This is a genomic window from Arthrobacter sp. Soil_N43 (assembly GCF_057655195.1).
Genome location: NZ_JBDGML010000123.1, coordinates 110,500 through 129,641 on the forward strand (window position 1 = coordinate 110,500; position 19,142 = coordinate 129,641).

Here is a 19,142-nt window from a genome sequence, read left to right on the forward strand (position 1 = left end):
TTTCCTTACTAAGGGGGATGGTAACAAGGCTTTGGTTCTGACGCGAGGGGTGTTAGCTTCCGGCCGCCGGGGCGAGTTGTCGCCAGCCGGGCTGGCTGCCGATGCCGAGGAGGGCGAAGACGGTGCTGACTGTTGAACGGAGGTTCTCCAGTTCCCGCAGGGCCGCCCGGTACTTCGCTGTAGCGTCGGGGACGGTGGTCCTGCGGAAGGTTATGGTGTGGCCCGGCCGGGCCTGGGCCAGCACGTCCAGTGAGCGGCTAGTGACCACCGCGAGGACGGGGTAGCCGGCGGTGACTCCGCGGCCGCGGTGCAGCACCAGGAGTTCATCCCGGGACGGCACCTCGATCGCTCCCACCGGGACGCCTCGGGAGAGCACCTCGGCGCTCGACTGGCGTTCGGGAAGGTCCCCGCCGAGGCGCAGTCCGATGTGGTTGCTCCGGGCGCTGACGGTGTATTCGGTGGTGTAGAGCAGGCCGGCGGTGTCGCCGAATTCGTCCACGTCGGGCCCGTCCGTAACCTCCACTATCGAGTGGCTGCTGAATTCAGGCCGGGTCAGTCCCAGCCGGAACAGCGGCAGGTCGAAGTACGGCTGCCGGATGGGCGGGACGCTCCGCGAGGTCTTGAGTTCAGTGCCTTCGGCCAGGCGAAGGCCAAATCCGACGACGGTGTCCGGGGCGCAGCTTCCGAACAGGACGGGGGCCTCCACCGAGCCGTGGATGGCCAGGTAGGCGCGCAGCCCGCCGGTGATCTGCCGGACGGCCACCGTTTCGCCGGCACGGACGGAGACCGGTTCCCACTGCTGGCATTCGTGGCCGCCCACGGTGAGGTGCAGGGGCGCACCGGTTACGGCGATGAGGATGTCCGTGGTGGCACGCATCCGGAAGTCCAGGGCGGTGATCTCCAGCAGCGGCGCGCCGTCGTCGTTGCCGGCGAGGATGTTCGCGGCGCGTGCGGAGAACTGGTCCAGCGCACCGTTCACGGGCAGCCCGAACCGAGGTCCGCGGAAACGGCCCAGGTCGGTGACCACCGAGTTGCCGGGCTGCTGGATGATCAGGGAGCCGCTCATCGTGCCGCCTCCAGTTTCCGGCCGACGTAGCCGGCGAATTCTTCGGGCTGGATCTGGTGGAACCGCAGCAGGTCGCCGGGAACGTAGGGAACCAGCGGTTCGATGGTGGCGTCGAGAACCGCCAGGGGTGTCTGGCCGATGACGCACCATCCGCCGGGCGCCACCGCCGGGGCGATGACCGCCTGCCGGCCCGCGACGGCAACGGCACCTGCCGGAACGGACAGGCGGGGGTCCTTCAGCCGCGGCACCGGGAGCGGGAAATCGGGGCCGTCCATCATGGGCGAGCCGGCGGGGGCGCCGAGGCAGCGGATGACGTAGGACTTGGCGGTGTGCAGGGCGATGATCTCCTCGACCGGCAGCTGCTCGTGCTCGGCGACGCGTTCCAGGTCAGGGCCGTACTCGCCGCCGTAGACCACGGGGACGCTGAACTCGCGGGGCGCCCGGGCAGACGCACCGATGAAGTCCAGCTGGCGCAGTCCCAGGAGGACAAAGGCCCGGACCTGGCGTGCGGAGGTGACGCCGGGGTCGAATTCCACGAGCAGGGAGTCGTACGTGGGCACTGCGCCGTGGACGCCGTCGGCCCCTGCCGCCTCCAGCCATTCGGCGAGGGAATGCACGGTGCTCCAGTTGGCCTCGCTGTTGGAGGAAAAGGCGACGACGCGCAGTGCGGCGTCCCCGGACTCGAAGACGTCCACCGGAGTGGGCGTGGTGGTGGCGGCCATGTCAGGCAGCCTTCACTTTGGCGGCGAGCACCTGGGCGAGCGGGGCGATGGTCACGCCGGCGCGTTCAAGTTCGGCCCGGACCTGGCGGGCCAGCTGGACGGCGCCGGGGGTGTCCCCGTGCAGCAGGACGGTGTCGGCGACGATCGGCAGGTCGGTGCCGGCCACGGTTTCGATGAGCCCTTCGCAGACCATCCGGATGGTGCGGTCCACGATGGCTGACGGGTCGTGGATGACGGCGCCGGGGCGGCTGCGCGGCACCAGGGTGCCGTCTGCCTCGTAGGCGCGGTCAGCGATGCCCACGATGCCCACCGGGAGCTGCCGCGCTGCTGCGGCGTCGGCCAGTTCGCCGTCCTGGGCAAGGACTATCAGGTCCGGGCTGATACGGGCGGCGGCGTCGGCCACAGCTTCGGCGTAGTCGGCACGGGTGGCCACGAGGTTCCCGAGGCGGCCGTGGGGTGCGATGTGGGCGACGCCGGTGCCGTGGTACGCGGCGAAGGCGCTCAGTGCGCCGAACTGGTAGAGGACGTCGTTGCGGACCTCGTCCGCGGTGAGGTCCATGGCGCGGCGGCCGAAGCCCCGGAGGTCGGGGAAGCTGGGATGTGCGCCGACGCTGACGCCGCGGCGCACGCATTCGGCGACGGTGGCGTTCATGATGTCGGGGTCACCGGCGTGGAATCCACAGGCGATGTTGGCGCTGGAAACCACCTCGAGCAAGGCCGCGTCGTCGCCCATCGAGTAGGCGCCGAAGCCTTCTCCGAGATCTGCCACGAGATCAACTGTGGGTCCCATGTGAGCCCTCCTGGGGTGTTGGCTGCTTCGTTGCGCCGCGGGGCGCGAAGGTCAGCTTCCGGTAGTGAAGTGAGTGCCGGGAACCTGCCCTGTGCGGGGCTTGCGGTCCGGCGGCCCGGACTGCCGGGCGTCTGTCAAAAAGTCTGGCACCGCGAATTGGCTCACACAAAGACGTAATCCATGTCACGGGATAGGTGCCGGTTATGACGGGTGCCGTGTGGAGTGCTGCCCTCATGCGTGTCACCTCATTTCCATCATCAGAATCTTCCGTGCCGCCGCGGAATCGCGAATGCATTCAAGCTATGGAGCACATATTTCAGAAATGTAAAAAGGAGGCGCCCATTCCGGTAAACATCGTCATATGCAAAATGCATCTGATGTCATCTCAAAATTGCATGCCACCGGAGGAGCTAGAATGTACGATTAGTGAAATAGCGTTCTGGGTTCAACCTAGTGTCTGCGATGTGGATCACACAAAGACTTATTGCGTATCCCTCCACTACATCCGCTTATGACCTTTCCGGGTCCGGGACGCTGCAGAGAGAGAAGGCGGCCATGGATACACGGAAGCTTGCGTACTTCGTCCAGATCGTGGATTCGGGAAGCATCACCAAGGCTGCGGCGGCGCTGCATGTGGCCCAGCCGGCCCTCAGCCAGCAGGTGTCGGCCCTGGAAACGGATCTGAAGCAGCGCCTGCTGATCCGCAGCAAGCAGGGCGTCAAGCCCACGGCCGCCGGGCACACGCTGTACCGGCACGCCCAGTCCATCCTGCGGCTGGTGGAGCAGGCGCGGCAGGACGTCGCCGCGTCAGGGGCGGCACCCTCCGGGCGCGTCTCCATTGCCATCGCCCCGTACAGCATGGCGTCGAGCCTGACCCCGCGGATCATCGGCGAAGTGGGCCGCCGGTACCCGGACATCGTCCTGCATGTCACGGAAATCTACGGCGGCGTGCTGAGCGAAGCGATCAAGAACGGCCGGCTGGACATGGCACTCATCTACGAGCCCGGCCCCATCCGCGGCGTCCAGTTCACCACCATGATCATTGAGGATCTGCACTTTGTGGTCAACGCCGACAGGTTCGGGGCGGCACCGGACAATGGCGAAATCACGCTGGAGGAAGCCGCCGGCTTCGGGCTGTTCCTCCCCGAGAAGATCCACACCCTGCGCCAGGTGGTGGAAGGCGGCCTTGACAGCCGCGGGCTCAAACTCCAGCTGGTGGGTGAGGTGGAGTCGGTGCCGTCGCTGGCCCGGCTCCTGCGCGCGGACCTGGGCGCCACGATCATGCCCAAGTCAGCCGCTGACGCCCTGTTCCACGAGGAGGACTTCCATGTCCTGCGGATCGTGGACCCCGCGCTGCAGTGCAAGATAGCGCTGTGCACGCCGGACCATGACCCGCTCTCCGAGGCGGCGTCGGCGGTGCTTCTGGTGCTGAAGGAAATGCTCCAGGAAATGCTGAGCAATAAATACGCGCGGTAGCCAGCTCATAACCTCAGCTTATTAGGCCACCTATCATTGGTCTTAGTAGCAAAGCGCCCAGGATTCTAATATTGGAAGCATGCCGAGAAATTGCGGCAACATTTTTGCAACCAATCATTGGGGAGCCTGCAATGAAAAAGATCAGCACCACCAGGAGAACTTCCGGCGCAAGCCTGGGACTAATGGCTAAAAGCGGTTCACACTGCCCCGCCAATGGGTTTTGGCGCCCTGAGGACCGCTCGGGCAATCCGGTTTTCGTGTTTGAGGGCAGCATCATGCCGGTCAGCAGCAGCGGATCGACGATCTGGTTTTTGGAGGATGCCGTCGTTGGCGCCCCGGCCTACCTGGTGCCGCACCGCGATTGACCGGCCCTACCCCTCCGGCGGCCCAACTGGGCGGCACCTCAGGGCGTTCTGACCGCCGGGAACGCCTTGACCTGCTACCCAGTTTCGTTCTCGGGGGATCCAAGACGATCTACCCTTTAAATGTCGGTGCCCCTTGGCAGACTGTATTCATGGAAGGCATCCGAAGTTTAGCGCTGAAAGGCGCGGCGCCGCATGGCGACGTCCTGCACGCTGACGTGTTTCCCGAGGCCGGTCCGTCCTGCGTTGGTTTTCCTTTTATCGCGTTTCCCGAGGACGGATTCGCGGATCGAGCTCTTCCATTCGACGGGTTCGCGGACGACGGGTTTCCCTTTGACGACGACCTCGACGCAGCGTATCCGGCATCTTTGCCGGAGGCCCCCTTTCCCGAAGCCCTGTTTGCCGACGTCCTGTTCGCGGACGCCTCTAGCGCCGACTCCACTGCCTCCGGCGCTGATACACCTCGGCTGAGTGTCGCGGATCGGTTCTGGGCGGCTGCTGTCCCTTTGAGGGCGGACCTCACCGCCGACGGTCCAGGGCTGATCGACCAGATGCAGGCGTTTGAGAAGGCGAAGTGCATGATTGCCGGGCAGCAGGCGCGGCTTGCCGTCGCTTTCGAGATCCGGCAGCGTGAGGAACAAGCCGAACCCGTGGCGCTGAACAGCCCTAAGCTGTCGGCTGAGGATCTGGGCAGGAAACGTCCCAAAGAACAGTGCATGGGTGCGGGTGAGCAGATCGCGCTGGCCCGCGGCGAATCCCCGCATCGCGGCGGCCGGCTGCTCGGCATGTCGAAGGCGCTCGTCACCGAGATGCCGCACACCTTGGCCGCCCTGGACACCGGCCAGCTCAATGAAGAGCGCGCCTTGTATGTCGTGAAAGAGACAGCCTGCCTGGCTGTGGCCGACCGGACCGCCGTGGATGAGGAACTCGCCGCCGACACCGGAACCTTCGCCGGCGCCGGAACCAGAGCCGTCATCGCCACGGTAAGGGCCGCCGCCACCCGCAGGGACTCGCGCTCGGTGACGCAGAGGGCGAGCCACGCCGCGTCGGAGCGGTCCGTGAGCCTGCGCCCGGCACCGGACTGCATGACTTACCTGACAGCCCTGCTGCCCGCCCATCAGGGGGTCGCCGTGTACGCGGCCCTGACCCGGCACGCCGACGCCCTCCACGCCGCCGGCGACCCGCGCAGCCTGGGGCAGATCAAGGCCGACACCCTCGTCGAATGGACCACCGGCATCCCCGGCGGCATCACCGGGATCGAACTCAACGTCGTCATGACCGACCGCGCCCTCCTCCAAGCCGACAGCGAACCCGCAAGGCTTGCTGGCTACGGCATCGTGCCCGCCGCCTGGGCCCGCAACCTCATCAGCGACGAAGAGGCACCGGAACGCCAACAAGCACCGGAACAACCACCGATGCAGGGACAAGAACCCCGGGCTGGACGCTCAAACGCGTCCCACTCAACCACAGGCCAGAAGCACGCCGTAAGAGAGTTGAAGGTTTGGCTCCGCCGGCTGTACACGGAACCGGAGACCGGCGACCTGGTAGGCATGGACGCCCGGAGGCGGCTCTTCCCGGCCCCACTGCGCCGCTTCATCCAAATCCGCGATGACACCTGCCGCACGCCATACTGCGACGCCCCAATCCGCCACCTCGACCACATCATCCCCTGGCACGGTGACGGCCCAACATCCCTGGGCAACGGCGCGGGACTCTGCGAGGCCTGCAACCACACCAAGGAACTGCCCGGCTGGAAGGCACAACCCAGACCAGGACCCCGGCACACCATAGAAATCACCACGCCAACCGGCCACAGCTACCGCTCCACCGCACCCCCGTTGCCCGGATCCAGATTGTCCCGAAACGGGCTGAGTGAAGCCAACCTGCCCGGAATCCGCGTTCACGAAACATAGGAGGAAGGCCGCGGAGCACGAAGCACACCTGCTAGACCGCTACCTGACTACGCCTGTTCGACGAGCAGGCCCTTGGCTTTCAGCACCTCGGTGAGGTTGCACAGTTCAATGGTGGTGCCGCCGGCCTTGTACAGGCCGATGAGTTCGCGCTCGGCGTCGTCACGTTCCTGCGAGAGGCGGATGACTTCCTCGATCTCGTCTTTCCGGACCACCACAACGCCGTCAGCGTCGCCGCGGAGGACGTCGCCGGGGTAGATGATCTCGTCGCCGAAGACCACCGGGTGGTTGATGGGTCCGACGGTTTCCTTCACGGTGCCCTTGATGGAGATGCTGCCGGAGAAGACGGGCAGGCCCAGTTCGATGAGGTCCTGGGTGTCGCGGACACCGGAGTCCGTCACCAGGCCCGCGAGGCCCTTGGCCTTCATCGCGTTGCCGAGGACGTCGCCGAACGTTCCGGCTTCCTCGTACTCCCCCGCCGCGGCCAGGATGACGTCCCCGGCCTCCGCGTAGTGGATGGCCACCTGCAGCATGAGGTTGTCCCTGGGCGCGCACCGGACCGTCGTAGCGGGCCCGCAGAAGGACATGCTCCTGTCGATCGGCTTGATCTTGGAGCTCAGCGCTCCTTTTCGTCCCTGTGCCTCGTGGATGGTGGCGGACGAGAATTTTGCGAGGCGGCTGACGGCGTCGGCGTCGGGTCGGTCGATATTGGTCTTGACGTGTATCACGGCAGTTTTCCTTCGTTGGGTGCGGATCAGCTGAGGGCCTGGACGGCCTTGTCGATGGCGGCGATGGATTCTTCGATGGTGTCGAGGCTGGTGGCATAGGAGATGCGGAAGTACGGCCCCAGCCCGTAGGCCGATCCCGGGATCGCCGCCACGGACGCGTGGTCGAGCAGGTAGAGGACAAAGTCCTGGTCGTCGCGGACGACGGTACCTTCCGGTGTCGTCTTCCCGATGGCCCCCGCGCAGTTGACGTAGGCGTAGAAGGCGCCTTCCGGCGTCGTGCATGACAGGCCATCGACGGCGTTAAGTCCGGCGACTGCCGCATCGCGCCGGCTGCGGTAAATCTCGACGCTCTCCAGCACTAAGCCCTGGTCACCGGTGAGCGCGGCGGCGCTGGCAGCCTGGCTCACCGAGGACGGGCAGGAGGAGATCTGGGACTGGAGCTTGTTGATCGCGGCGATCAGCGGAGCGGGCCCGGCCGCGTATCCCAACCGCCAACCGGTCATGGCGTAGGCCTTGGACACGCCGTTGACGGCGAGGATGCGGTCCTTCAGCTCGGGGGCCACCTCCACCAGGCTGGTCAGCCGGCCTTCGCCGAAGTAGATCTGGTCGTAGATTTCGTCCGTGAGGACGTAGACGTGCGGGAAGTCAGCGAGGACGTCGGCGAGCGCGCGCAGTTCCCCCGGAGAGTAGACGGCCCCGGTGGGGTTGGACGGCGTGTTCAGGATGACCCATTTGGTGCGCTCGTTGAGGACGCCGGCCAGGGCTTCCGGCGTGAGCTTGAACCCGACCTCCTCGCCGCAGGGAACGACGACGGGTGTGCCGTCGTTGGCGAGCACCATGTCCGGGTAGGAGACCCAGAAGGGGGCGGGCACCACCACTTCGTCGCCGGCGTCGAGGGAGGCCATGAAGGCCGTGAAAATCACCTGCTTGGCGCCGCCGCCGATGGTGATCTCAGCCAGGGTGTAGTGCAGGCCGGTGCGCAACTCGATGGTCTGCAGGATGGCCTGCTGCAGGGCGGGGGTTCCGGTGACGGAAGTGTATTTGGTCTCCCCCTGGCTGATCGCCGCGACGGCTGCGGCCTTGATGTGCTCGGGGGTGTCAAAGTCTGGCTCGCCGACCGTCAGGTCCAGGATCCGGCGCCCTTCCGCCTTCAGCTCACGCACACGGGCAGCGGCGGCCACGCTGGCGGAGGACTTGATGCGGGACACCCGCGATGCGGGTTCAAATTCAGACATGGTCTCTTCCTAGGGATTCAGGAGGGAGCGGTACTCGCTTCTTCGACCCTAGGGAATCCTGGCCGCTATGGATAAGACCTAAAGTGCGTGGACGGATAAGCGTCCCTTATGGCCCGTCGGTGGCCTGACACAGCCACGGGAGTGCTTCCCACATGAAACCGCGGGCTCTGCCTGCCAGTGGCATGGGCGAAGCCGCGGCCAAGGGGCACGGCCAAAGGATTTCAGTATGGCTCCACGCACTTTAGGTATTTCCGCGGCCGGCCCGTTCTGTCTAGCCTTCTAGGCATGCTGGACCCACATCCAAGGCATGAAAATGCCGTGTATTACCGCTATCGGGGAGCACCAAAAACGGACCCGGGCGTTGTTCAGGCGGAAAAGATCCGGGAACTCCTCCGGAAAGACCGGCAGCGGCTTTCGTTCAATGCCAGCAGCATGCGCGCGCTCTCCGTCCGCCTGAACCAGCAGATTGCCCAGGCGCTCCGTGACGGCATGAAGGTTGCGAGCCTGGCTGAGGCCTCAGAGCTCTCCCGCTGGGCAGTCCGGACCATCGGACTGTCATCCGACGATCTGCTGCCCTCCGGTCTGCCTGTTAAGCAGCATCTTGCGGTGATCAGCCGGCTGAAGACCGAGCTGGCCGAGCTTGAAGAATCGAAGGCGGACCTTGAGGAACGGCGCCTGAAGCTCTTGGCCGCCGCACGCCGGCTCGGCGTCATGGATGACTATGAGCTCGTGGCGCTGAGCGGGCTGCAGCGCGAGACCATCCGGAAGATGACCTGGGGCGTCCGGCCGGAGTCGGTTGTCTAGGTTGCGGCTTCCGCCTCCGCCAGTTTGATCATGCGCAGTTCGTCCGCCACAGCGCGGGCAGGCCAATGGTCGTGGGTCAGTTCCCTGATGCGGTTCTGATCTGCTGCCGGAAAGACCTTGTCGATCAGCCCCGTGGCCCGGAGCAGCGCCAGCAGCGCGGTGGTCCTGGGATCAGCCGGCGCACCCCCGAGTGCGGCCTGGGCCTTTTCGAGGAGCCCCGCTTCCGGGGCGTGGTCCCTTTCCGGGTACCGCGTGGTCCTGAACAGTCCGAGGTGTTTTTCACCGACGTGGTCCACGATGCCAAGGGCCGTCATCCCCTCGTACACGCGGTGCAGTTCGGCGCGGCTTTCCAGCATGGACACCCACCGCCTGGGGGTGTGCGGCCGTGATTTGTCACGGATGAGCTCCAGCTGGTGCTGGAAGTCGGATTCCGGAGCGGCACCGGTAGCCCTCACGTGCTTTCCCTGCAGCTCGATTGCCCCCAGCAGATCCAGCTCAGCCAGTATGGCCCCTGCCAAAGCGGCCCTAAGCACGGGCTGCGGAACTTCCGGTTCGCCGTCCTTGTCGTTCGTTGCCAGAAGCAGGAACGCCTGGGGAACGTTTAGCTCTCCGGTCCTCGGTGATTCAGCGTTCATACCATCATGGTGGCGCAGTTGGGCAGCCACCACAACGGCGTCGGCGATGCCGCGGAACCCTTTTCTGGGCAAAACCCCTAGCCGCAAACAGGATTGCAGAGTACATTTGATGCAATCAGCCTTGCAGAGTGAACCACCTTACAGAAGAGGGTCTGGACTTGAACACCAACGCTGTCGATCTTGCAGCCAGCGCCTCGGGCACCGGCGCTGGCACCGGCGCCGCCAGCGCATCACATGCGTGGCTTGGGGACGCCCTTCCGGACGTTCCGCTGACCAAGGCGCAAAGCCGGGTGGTTGATGTCATCGCCCGCAATCCGCAGCTCTCCTCCTACGCAGACATCGCCGAGATCGCCCAGCGGGCGGACGTCAACAACTCCACGGTGGTCCGCGCAGCCCAGCACCTGGGCTACCGGGGATGGCCAGATCTCCAGCGGGAACTGCGCTCCCGGTACCTCGTCATGATCTCCACCGAGGACACCCTGACCGAGCACGGAGAACACCGCAGTCCCCTGCATGACGCGCTCAACCACGACATCGAGAATCTGCGCCTGACGCTGGACTCCAATACGGCCGACGACGCCGAGGCCGCCATCGCGGCCATGGCCACCGCCAAGTCCATCACCGTCGTCGGGCTCGGCTCCTTCGCAGGCCCCGCCAGCGTGATGGCCCACCTGGGCTCCACGATGGGGTACCCCATCACCCTCGAGAACCGCGGCGGCGTCCATCTCGCGTCCAGCGCCAATTCCCTCGGGGACGGGGACGTCCTGGTGGTCATCAACATGTGGCGCTCCGTCCGGCAGATCATCGTCACCGCCGAAGCCGCCAAGCAGGCCGGCGCGAAGGTCATTGCCATCAGCGACATGCGGCGCGGGCGCCTCGCAGCCGTGGCTGACCACCTCCTGGTGGTGGCCTCGGAGGGGATCTCCTTCTTCCAGTCCGTTACCGCCGCAAACTCGTTGGTCTACGGCCTGCTCGCGGGCATGGAGGCAGCGCACCCAGACCGCAGCCGTGCCGCCATCCGCCGCACGCAGCAGCTGTGGAAAGACCTCGACATCTACCTCGACTGACCTCCGCACGGCTGACTCACCCTCACCACACCCACCTTCTCCGGGAGTAGTACATGAACACCAACACCGACCGCCGCATAGCCGTCATTGGCCTCGGCGCCATGGGCGGAGCGATGGCCGCCACGCTCCGCCAGGCCGGCTGGGACGTCACCGGCTTCGACCCTTCCGAGGCTGCCAGGGCCGCCGCGGCGGAGGCGGGAATCGCCACCACAGCGAACATCGCAGATCTGGCCGGGACTCCTTACGCGGTACTCTCCCTGCCTGCAGCCAACGCGGTTGAGGCCACCGTGCCGCAACTCCTGGCGGCGCCGGGAACCGTCGCGATCATCGACACCACCACCTCCGAACCGGCCACCAGCAAACTCATGGCCTCCCTTGCCGAGGCACAGGGGGCGGCCTTCGTGGACGCCCCGGTCTCCGGCGGCCGCGACGGGGCGTCCACCGGAACACTGAGCGCCTTCGTCGGAGCAACCGACGCGGCCCTTGCCGCGGCCGAACCCGTCCTGCTCGCGCTCACCGGCGGCAAGTACAGCCACATCGGCGGACCCGGCAGCGGCAATGTGGTCAAGCTCCTCAACAACGTCCTGGCGGCGGCCAACCTGGTCTCCGTAGGTGAGGCCCTCGGCGTCGCCAAGGCCTACGGCATCGATCCCGCCAAGGCTGCGGCGAGCATCAGCGAAGCCTCCGGCGGCAGCAAGGTGTCCGCGAACATGTATCCCAACTGGGTGCTCTCCGGCACGCACGATTCAGGCTTCTCGCTCGGCCTCATGGCCCGGGACGCCGCTCTCGCCGTGGAGGTCGCCGCACAGATCGGCGAAAACCCGGCCCTGCTGTCGGCGGTGGCCGGCCAATGGCAGGAAGCCCTGGCCGCCCTAGGACCGCGTGCGGACTTCACCGAGATCGCGCGGACTGTGGCCCCGGCCATCACCCCCGCCGGCGCACCTGCCAGCACGGAACCCAACAGCACGGCTCCCAACAGCACTAACGGCAGCACAACCGCCGCCTAAGCCCAGCCCCGAAGGACCACCACATTGAGCATCACAACAGCACCCACCTCATCCTCGGCAGTCACCGCCCGGGCGGTTCTGGACGCAGCGTTCCCGGACGGCCTGGGGGCCTTCCTCGACGGCCGGACGGTTCCCGGCGGCGGCGAGGGCATCACCCTCACTGCCGCAGCCACCGGCGAAGCCTTTGCCACGTACGCCGACCCCGGCGCGGAGGGCGCCAACGCCATCCTGGAAAGCTCGGTTGCCGGCGCAGAGACGTGGGGCGGGCTGAACGGGTTCGAACGGGCGGCCATCCTGCGCAACGTCAGCCGAATGGTTGAAGCACACGCGGAGGAACTGGCCATCCTCGAGGCGGCCACTACCGGAAAGCCCATCCGCGACACCCGGGCTGAAGCGCTCAAGGTGGCTGAAATGTTCGGCTACTACGCCGGCTGGGCCGACAAGCTCACCGGCCAGACCATTCCCGTTCCCGGCGAGTGGCACACCTACACCGAGCGCGTCCCCTGGGGTGTCGTCGTCGCCATCACGCCGTGGAACGCGCCGCTGTTCACGGCCGGCTGGAATTCCGCTGCACCGCTGGCCGCGGGCAACGCCGTGATCATCAAGCCCAGCGAATTCACCCCGGCCTCGTCGGTCCGGCTCGCCCAGCTGGCCCACGAAGCGGGAGTGCCGGCGGGCGCGTTCAACGTGGCCGCAGGACTGGGCCAGACCGTGGGCGCAGCCCTCACCACGGACCGGCGAGTGGGAAAAATCAGCTTCATCGGCTCCGTCCCAACCGGGCGCCGGGTGGCCGTCGCAGCGGCGCAGGCAGGGATTCCCGCCCTGCTGGAACTGGGGGGCAAGAGCGCAAACATCGTCTTCGCGGACGCCGACCTGGAACGTGCCGCCGACGGTGCGATCGCGGCGATCTTCTCCGGAGCCGGGCAGTCCTGCGTGGCTGGTTCACGGCTCCTGGTGGAACGGAGCGTGCACGGCCAGTTCGTCGAGCTCGTCGCGGACCGGGCAGCCCGGCTGCGCATCGGTGACCCGCTGCGCGCGGACACCGAGGTGGGCCCCATCATCACGGCCCAGCAGTTCGCCACCGTCACCTCCCTCATCGAGGCAGGAATGCACGACGGCGGACGCCGGGTCACCGGCGAAACGCTCCCTAACGCTCTGGCCGGGTCCGCGCTGGCCGGCGGCCACTGGGTCATGCCGACCCTGCTCGACGGAGTAACGCCCGAGAACCGGCTCGAAACCACAGAGGTGTTTGGTCCTGTCGTCGGGGCGGACGCCTTCGACACGGAGGCTGAGGCGATTGCCCGGGCGAACAACACCAACTTTGGCCTGGCCGGTGCGGTGTGGACGTCCGACGTTTCCCGCGCGCACCACATTGCCCGCGCGGTAAAGGCCGGCACGTTCTGGATCAACTCCTACAAGACCATCCACGTGGCCGTGCCGTTCGGCGGCTTCGGCGACTCGGGCCACGGCCGTTCGTCCGGACCCGGCGTCCTGGACGAGTACACCCAAACGAAGGCGATCTGGGTGCCCACGCGGGCAGCAGGCGCCCCCTTCCCGTCCCTGTCCTACTAGCAGCAGAAACCAGGAGCCGCAGATCCCCATGGAACAGACAGACACAACAGCCGGCATGGCAACTCTCCGCGCCGCCCTGGCCGACCGCGTGGAGGACTGGAAGCCCCGGGTCCAGGCCATGGCGCACGAAATCCACACCAACAGGGAGGTGTCCTTCGAGGAGGTCCGCTCCGCCGAAGCGGCGGCATCGCTGCTGGCTGACGGCGGCTTCGAGGTGGACCGCGGCACCGGCGGCCTGCCCACAGCCTTCACCGCGAGCGCCGGAAGCGGCGAACTGACGGTTGCCCTGTGCGTGGAATACGATGCGCTTCCCGACATCGGACACGCCTGCGGGCACAACCTGATCGCAGGCGCCTCGGTGGCCGCCGCCCTTGCCCTGCGGCCCTACGTGGACGAACTCGGCATCACCCTGAAGGCCATCGGAACACCCGCCGAGGAGCACGGCGGCGGCAAGGTCCTGCTTCTGGAACGCGGGGCGTTCGACGGCGTCGGCCTGGCCCTGATGGTCCATCCCGTCCAGGACGGCGTGACCTATAACCCGGCGGGCACCAGCGCCCAGGCCGTGGGCCGGTACAGGGCGACGTTCACCGGAAAGGCCGCGCATGCGGCGGCAGCCCCGCATCTCGCCGTGAACGCCGCGGACGCAGCGGTGCTGAGCCAGGTCGCCGTCGGGCTTTTGCGCCAGCAAATCCCGGGTGACCACCGCATAGCTTTGTACGTGGCCGAGGCCGGGCACGTCACGAACATCATTCCGGAACGGGCGGTGGTGGAGTTTGAATGCCGGGCCTTCACCCTTGCGGAATATGAGGCGCTGCACGAGCGCGTCCGGCGCTGCTTCGAGGGTGCGGCCCTGGCCACTGGAACCACGCTGACCATCGAGTCAACAGAACCGGTCTACGAGCCTCTCCTCCAGGACAGCGCGCTGGCTGCGCACTGGACCGAGGCCATGGATGTGTTCGGCAAGGACACCTCGCCCTCGGCCGGCATCACCGGCGGCTCCACGGACATGGGCAACATCTCCCAGGTCATCCCGTCCCTGCATCCGTGGCTCAGCATTCCGGGCGCCGACGTGGCAATCCACTCCCACGGGTTCGAAGCCCTCGCCGACTCCCCTGAGGCTTACGGCGTGATGTTCGAGGCGGCCACCGCGCTGGCCTGGACCATCGCGGCCGCGGCCGCCACCCCCACCGAAAGAGCACGCTACGTCAAAGCGGCATACCGCCGTCGAACATCCACCCAGGAAGGCACGCCATGAGCACCAGCACCCAACCCGCGCGGATAGACAAGGCCGGCGCCCGTCTGACGCTGCCGGTCGCCGCGTTGGCCTTCGTCATTGCCATCGCGGTCCAGTTCATCGGCCAGGCCAAGATTGATGTCGGCATCGGCGCCATCGTCATCTTCCCCATGGTCTGGGGTCTCATCCTCGGGCTTTTGGTCTCCATCCAGAAGTTCAAGCCCCTGGGGCTGGACCTGCAAAGGGTCGCGGCCGCCCTGGTGGGTGTGGCTGTCCTGATCCTGGTGGCCAGGCTGGCGTTCAACATCGGCCCCAGCCTCCCCAGCCTGCTCAAGGCCGGGCCGGCCCTGCTGCTGCAGGAAGTAGGCCACCTGCTGGGCACCATCGCGCTGGCCCTCCCCCTGGCTGTTCTGCTCCGCATGGGGAAGGCGACGGTGGGGGCCACGTTCTCCCTGGACCGGGAGCCGTCATTCGCCATGGTTTCCGAAAAGTACGGACCCGATTCGGACCAGTACCGGGGCGTCCTGGCCATGTACGTCTTCGGGACCCTTTTCGGCGCCGTGTTCATCACGCTGCTGACCTCCCTCGTGGCCAACTGGAAGATCTTCGATCCGCTGGCCCTGGCCATGGGCGCGGGTGTGGGATCCGGCTCCATGATGGCGGCATCCTCAGCCAGCATCGTCGCGGCCTACCCCGGCGACCAGGAGGCCATCCTGGGCATGGCGGCGGTCTCCAACCTGATCACCACCATCCTTGGCGTGTACGTGGGAATCTATATCGCGTTGCCGCTGGCGGACCGTTTCTACCGGGCCCTCACCCGCAAGCAGACCCGCGAAGCTGCAGCCGTCACCGCAAGTGCCGCCGCCGAGCGCGGCCCGGCCGAGGTGGAGCGGGAAGAGGCCCAGGCCGAAGAAAACCGGCGGTTCCGCGAACGGGTCGCCGAATCCTCGGCAGCCATCAGGCTCCCACTGTGGCTGTCCCTGTCGGTTCTGACGGTCCTCGGCATCGGCACCGCCTCAGTGGCGGCCAAGGGGTTCAGCCTGTCGATCGTCGCCGGGTACGGAATCATGCTTGCCCTGGTTTTGGTGAGCATTGGGCTGTCGAAAGTCACCAGGAAAATCTCGGCGATCGTCTACATCACCACCATCGGCGCCTACATTTCCAGCCCCTGGTTCTTCGGCGCCGAAGCACTCACCGCCATGATCAAGACCGTCGACTTCCTGTCCATCGCCACCGTGATGCTGACGCTTGCGGGCCTGTCCCTTGGCAAGGACATCCCGCTGCTGAAGAACATCGGCTGGAAGATCATCCCGGTGGGCCTGGTGGCCATCACCGCGTCCTTCCTGCTCTCCACGGTGATCGCGCAGTTCGCGCTGGGGCTCGGGCGGTAGCGCTCCGGCGGCCAGCGCTCTGGTACTAAGCGTGCAGTCCCGAAGCGAAGGCCCGCATAGCCAAGATCCGTGAACTGGCCGCCGCCGAACCTGTCCTGGACGCCATCAAGCCCTGCAGCCCCGGCGGGTAGGCCGGGCTGGCCCGGGGCGGTCAGACGTGCTGGTCTACAAGAACAGGGTTGCCGTCCGGATCCACCACAATGAAGCTCGCCGGGCCCGTGGTTCCCTCATCTGCCTCTGAAATGAAGGGCGTGCCCTGGGCTTTCAGTTCCCGCTGGAGTTCACGCACGTCGGTGAATGAGTCGAGCGGCTTCGCGTCCTGATTCCAGCCCGGGTTGAACGTCAGCATGTTTTTCTCAAACATCCCCTGGAAGAGGCCTATGACAGTGTCGCCGTTCTTCAGGATCAACCAGTTCTGGCTGATGTCACCCCCAAACCTGGTGAATCCAAGCTTCTCGTAGAAGGCAGCCGAGGCCGCGATGTCCTTGACGGTGAGACTGAGCGAGAAAGCGCCGAGTTGCATGTGTTACTCCACTCTCGAGAATGCCGGAATCCTACCGATGCTACTCTCGGCCAGCCTCCGCCCAGGAACCCGCCGGCGGCGGGTTGCCCATCGGGGTGCGGCTTCAGAACTTGAGTTGGGCCGCTCCGAATGACACAGCGAATTGAACGCACCAGAGATCAACGGACTTGTACTTCGAAAGATCAGCGCCCTCCGGGATTCTGTACACCTGGTTGCCCTGGTTGCCCTTGATCAGGCCGAGGTCAAGATGAGCTGCGGAGCCGGCCGTGAACCACCCGCCGGTTCCCTCCACCACGTCGGCGGCGCTAAGCCAGACGTGCACATCCGGCCCATTTGAGGTGTCGAGATTCTCCAAGGTCAGCACCCGGACGCCGTCCGGCTGCTCAATAATACGCACGGTCCCCGACGTGGCGTGCTCATGGCTGATCAGGGAACCTTCAGCGAGCTGGACTGCTCTGGCGGGCGCATCCTCGGTACGGGCTCCGGACGGCGAAGGGACACCTGCTGAGGCGGAAGGAGACGATGTTGCGTGCTCCGCTGAGGCGGCGACCGTAGGAATGGCTTCATCCACCCTGACGTCGACAAACAGCAGCCACGGCTTGAACAGCGCCAGTCCGATGGCGAGCACGACGGCGGCAGCCGCCGCCGTCACGATGGTCAAGGTCCGCTTGCGTCCCATAGAACCATCGTCCGCGTGCCGGTCGCATCAGGCAACGGTTGATTAGCGCATCACACGTTCTGTCACCGCCGGAGGGTCGTCACGCATCCCGTCGCTTCACGGTCACCAGCGCGCCGGCAAGCGCCGCGGCGGCCCATGCAAGCATGGCAAGGCCGCCTTCCGTCTGGGTCAGGGCCTCTGGCTGGGTCCTGATTGCGACCATCTGGGTGCCTGCCGAGGAGGGCAGGTAGCGGCTGATGTCCATGAAGAGTTCATTTTGGCCGGACAGGATCGCCAGCACTATCGGCGCGACGATCAGCAGGCCGAGGGTCGCCATGATGCCGCCGGCACTGTTGCGCAGGAGCACACCGATGCCCAGACCGAGGATGGCAACCAGTGCAAGGTAGGCGCCGGCGTTGAGGATGCTCGTGATGATGCCGTCGGCGGTGACCTCGTACTTCAGGCCCTGAGGTTCCAGCATCGGCTGGGCGACTACGTAGGAGATGAGGGCGGCGACGGTGCCCACGACGAACGAGGTTCCGGCGATGACGAGCGTCTTCGCCAGGATTGCGGTGGTCCTGCGGGGCACGGCGGTCAGGGTCGTGGTGATCATGCGGGTGCCGTATTCGGAGCCGATCTGCATGACGGCGAGGGAGGCGATGAGGAACTGGGCGATGGCAATACCGGATGCCGGTATGTCGCGGGCCATCATGCCAAACTCCGCCACCATGCCTTGCTGTTCGGCGCTGCCCTCCACCGCGCCGCCATGCTCCGCAAAGCCGGACGCCATGTCGACCACGGCCAACGTGCTGAGCAGTCCCACCCCGATCATGCCCAGCAGCGTGATGCTGAGGATGACGTAGCTGGAGCGCAGCGAGGTCAGCTTGATCCATTCGGCGTGCACAGCCCGCAGGAAGGTCAGCCCGGTGTCCTGGTCGCGGTGGTTTGCGGCGGCGGCGGCGCGGCGGCCGGTGGGCGCGGTGGTGGTGCTCATCGGGTTACCTCTTCTGCCCCGGCCAGCACGGAGGAGCGGTATTCGACGTCGTCTCGGGTCAGTTCCATGTACGCCTCCTCGAGCGTCGCCCTGACCGGGACCAGCTCGTGGATGAGGGCGTCCTGCTCCCGTGCGATCCAGGCGATCCGCCGCGGCTCGGCGCCAGTGACCTCCAGCTGGCCCGGCTCGACTTCCCGGAAGGCAATGCCTTCAGCTGCGAGTCCTGCCCGGATCAGGTCGGTCCGGTCGCTGCGGAGCAGGGTCCTGTCCTGCCCTTGGGCAAGGATCTCGGACACAGGCGCGTCAGCGATGATCCTGCCGCGGCCGATGACGATGAGGTGATCGGCGGTCTGCGACATCTCGCTCATCAGGTGCGAGGAGAGGAAGACCGCCCTTCCCTCGGAAGCAAGATGGCGGGCCAGGTTCCGCACCCATTGGACGCCTTCAGGGTCCAGTCCGTTCACCGGCTCGTCAAACATGAAGGTCTTCGGGTCGCCGAGCAGTGCGGCGGCGATGCCGAGGCGCTGGCCCATTCCAAGCGAGAAGCCTTTGACAAGTTTGCGTGCGACTTCCGTGATGCCGGTCATCGCCATGACTTCCTGCACGCGGCTGCGGCGGATGCCGTGGGTGGCGGCCAGGACGGACAGGTGCTTGGCCGCGCTGCGCGCCGGGTGGACGGCCTTGGCATCCAGCAGGGCGCCGACTTCCCGCAAAGGTGCGCGGTGCTGATCGTATGGGCGGCCGTTGACCAGCACCTGGCCGGCGGTGGGCCGGTCCAGCCCGAGGATCATCCTCATGGTCGTGGATTTGCCGGCGCCGTTGGGTCCAAGGAAGCCAGTGACCTGGCCCGGCTGGACGGTGAAAGTAATTCCGTCGACGGCGGTACGTTTTCCATACCTCTTGGTCAGGCCGTGAGCCTCGATCATGGTCCAGCTTTCTTTCGGGAACGGGTGGATGTTCAGTCCATG

At 66.3% G+C, this 19,142-nt stretch carries 19 protein-coding genes; 9 read left to right on the forward strand and 10 right to left on the reverse strand.

Annotated features, from left to right (window positions below; translation table 11 throughout):
• Positions 1-52 precede the first annotated feature (52 nt).
• Genes AC3A3W_RS20000 through AC3A3W_RS20010 form a run of 3 tightly spaced genes read right to left on the reverse strand, consistent with a single transcriptional unit; the run spans position 53 to position 2,578 of the window.
• Entirely contained in the window at positions 53-1,066 is a 1,014-nt protein-coding gene (locus tag AC3A3W_RS20000) for a 5-oxoprolinase subunit C family protein (protein WP_487444869.1), read from the reverse strand.
• Complete coding sequence (locus AC3A3W_RS20005) at positions 1,063-1,788, reverse strand: 5-oxoprolinase subunit B family protein (RefSeq protein WP_487444870.1); 726 nt, start codon at positions 1,786-1,788, stop codon at positions 1,063-1,065. The genes AC3A3W_RS20000 and AC3A3W_RS20005 overlap by 4 nt, the downstream gene beginning before the upstream one ends.
• A gap of 1 nt (position 1,789) precedes the next feature.
• On the reverse strand, positions 1,790-2,578 hold the full coding sequence (locus AC3A3W_RS20010; RefSeq protein ID WP_487444871.1) for a LamB/YcsF family protein: 789 nt from the start codon (positions 2,576-2,578) through the stop codon (positions 1,790-1,792).
• A gap of 555 nt (positions 2,579-3,133) precedes the next feature.
• Between AC3A3W_RS20010 and AC3A3W_RS20015 the strand changes: the two genes are divergently transcribed.
• From AC3A3W_RS20015 to AC3A3W_RS20025, 3 genes are all read left to right on the forward strand, one after another.
• A complete protein-coding gene (locus AC3A3W_RS20015; RefSeq protein WP_487444872.1) occupies positions 3,134-4,054 on the forward strand; it encodes a LysR substrate-binding domain-containing protein in 921 nt (306 codons plus the stop codon).
• Between the two features lie 182 nt (positions 4,055-4,236).
• Entirely contained in the window at positions 4,237-4,419 is a 183-nt protein-coding gene (locus AC3A3W_RS20020) for a hypothetical protein (protein WP_487444873.1), read from the forward strand.
• Between the two features lie 149 nt (positions 4,420-4,568).
• Positions 4,569-6,329, forward strand: coding sequence for an HNH endonuclease (locus AC3A3W_RS20025; RefSeq protein WP_487444874.1), 1,761 nt, complete (start codon positions 4,569-4,571; stop codon positions 6,327-6,329).
• 47 nt (positions 6,330-6,376) lie between these two features.
• Here AC3A3W_RS20025 and AC3A3W_RS20030 read toward each other — a convergent pair whose 3' ends face one another.
• Positions 6,377-7,054 carry a 4-carboxy-4-hydroxy-2-oxoadipate aldolase/oxaloacetate decarboxylase gene (locus tag AC3A3W_RS20030; protein ID WP_487444875.1) on the reverse strand — a complete coding sequence of 226 codons (678 nt, stop codon included), beginning with the start codon at positions 7,052-7,054 and terminating at the stop codon, positions 6,377-6,379.
• Positions 7,055-7,080: 26 nt separating this feature from the next.
• Positions 7,081-8,289, reverse strand: coding sequence for an aspartate transaminase (locus AC3A3W_RS20035; protein ID WP_487444876.1), 1,209 nt, complete (start codon positions 8,287-8,289; stop codon positions 7,081-7,083).
• Positions 8,290-8,574: 285 nt separating this feature from the next.
• Here AC3A3W_RS20035 and AC3A3W_RS20040 point away from each other — a divergent pair, with 285 nt between their 5' ends.
• Positions 8,575-9,093, forward strand: coding sequence for a hypothetical protein (locus AC3A3W_RS20040; RefSeq protein ID WP_487444877.1), 519 nt, complete (start codon positions 8,575-8,577; stop codon positions 9,091-9,093).
• Here AC3A3W_RS20040 and AC3A3W_RS20045 read toward each other — a convergent pair.
• On the reverse strand, positions 9,090-9,728 hold the full coding sequence (locus AC3A3W_RS20045; RefSeq protein WP_487444878.1) for a GOLPH3/VPS74 family protein: 639 nt from the start codon (positions 9,726-9,728) through the stop codon (positions 9,090-9,092). The two genes, AC3A3W_RS20040 and AC3A3W_RS20045, sit on opposite strands and share 4 nt — an antisense overlap.
• 158 nt (positions 9,729-9,886) lie before the next feature.
• Here AC3A3W_RS20045 and AC3A3W_RS20050 point away from each other — a divergent pair, with 158 nt between their 5' ends.
• The 5 genes from AC3A3W_RS20050 to AC3A3W_RS20070 are packed head-to-tail and all read left to right on the forward strand — an operon-like array spanning position 9,887 to position 15,999.
• Complete coding sequence (locus tag AC3A3W_RS20050; protein WP_487444976.1) at positions 9,887-10,795, forward strand: MurR/RpiR family transcriptional regulator; 909 nt, start codon at positions 9,887-9,889, stop codon at positions 10,793-10,795.
• Positions 10,796-10,848: 53 nt separating this feature from the next.
• Complete coding sequence (locus AC3A3W_RS20055) at positions 10,849-11,802, forward strand: NAD(P)-dependent oxidoreductase (protein ID WP_487444879.1); 954 nt, start codon at positions 10,849-10,851, stop codon at positions 11,800-11,802.
• 24 nt (positions 11,803-11,826) lie between these two features.
• Positions 11,827-13,374: an aldehyde dehydrogenase family protein gene (locus AC3A3W_RS20060; RefSeq protein ID WP_487444880.1), complete on the forward strand. Its 1,548-nt coding sequence runs from the start codon at positions 11,827-11,829 to the stop codon at positions 13,372-13,374.
• 28 nt (positions 13,375-13,402) lie between these two features.
• Positions 13,403-14,629, forward strand: a complete 1,227-nt coding sequence (locus AC3A3W_RS20065; protein WP_487444881.1) for an amidohydrolase — start codon at positions 13,403-13,405, stop codon at positions 14,627-14,629.
• The gene (locus AC3A3W_RS20070) at positions 14,626-15,999 is read left to right on the forward strand and encodes a DUF3100 domain-containing protein (RefSeq protein WP_487444882.1); all 1,374 of its coding nucleotides are present in this window, start codon (positions 14,626-14,628) and stop codon (positions 15,997-15,999) included. Before AC3A3W_RS20065 ends, AC3A3W_RS20070 begins: the two co-directional genes overlap by 4 nt.
• Before the next feature lie 151 nt (positions 16,000-16,150).
• Here AC3A3W_RS20070 and AC3A3W_RS20075 read toward each other — a convergent pair whose 3' ends face one another.
• The 4 genes from AC3A3W_RS20075 to AC3A3W_RS20090 form a co-directional block, all read right to left on the reverse strand.
• Positions 16,151-16,522, reverse strand: coding sequence for a VOC family protein (locus AC3A3W_RS20075; RefSeq protein WP_487444883.1), 372 nt, complete (start codon positions 16,520-16,522; stop codon positions 16,151-16,153).
• A 103-nt stretch (positions 16,523-16,625) separates the two neighbouring features.
• Complete coding sequence (locus AC3A3W_RS20080; RefSeq protein ID WP_487444884.1) at positions 16,626-17,201, reverse strand: DM13 domain-containing protein; 576 nt, start codon at positions 17,199-17,201, stop codon at positions 16,626-16,628.
• A gap of 79 nt (positions 17,202-17,280) precedes the next feature.
• Complete coding sequence (locus tag AC3A3W_RS20085; protein WP_487444885.1) at positions 17,281-18,174, reverse strand: ABC transporter permease; 894 nt, start codon at positions 18,172-18,174, stop codon at positions 17,281-17,283.
• On the reverse strand, positions 18,171-19,100 hold the full coding sequence (locus AC3A3W_RS20090) for an ABC transporter ATP-binding protein (RefSeq protein ID WP_487444886.1): 930 nt from the start codon (positions 19,098-19,100) through the stop codon (positions 18,171-18,173). Before AC3A3W_RS20090 ends, AC3A3W_RS20085 begins: the two co-directional genes overlap by 4 nt.
• Between the last annotated feature and the right edge of the window lie 42 nt (positions 19,101-19,142).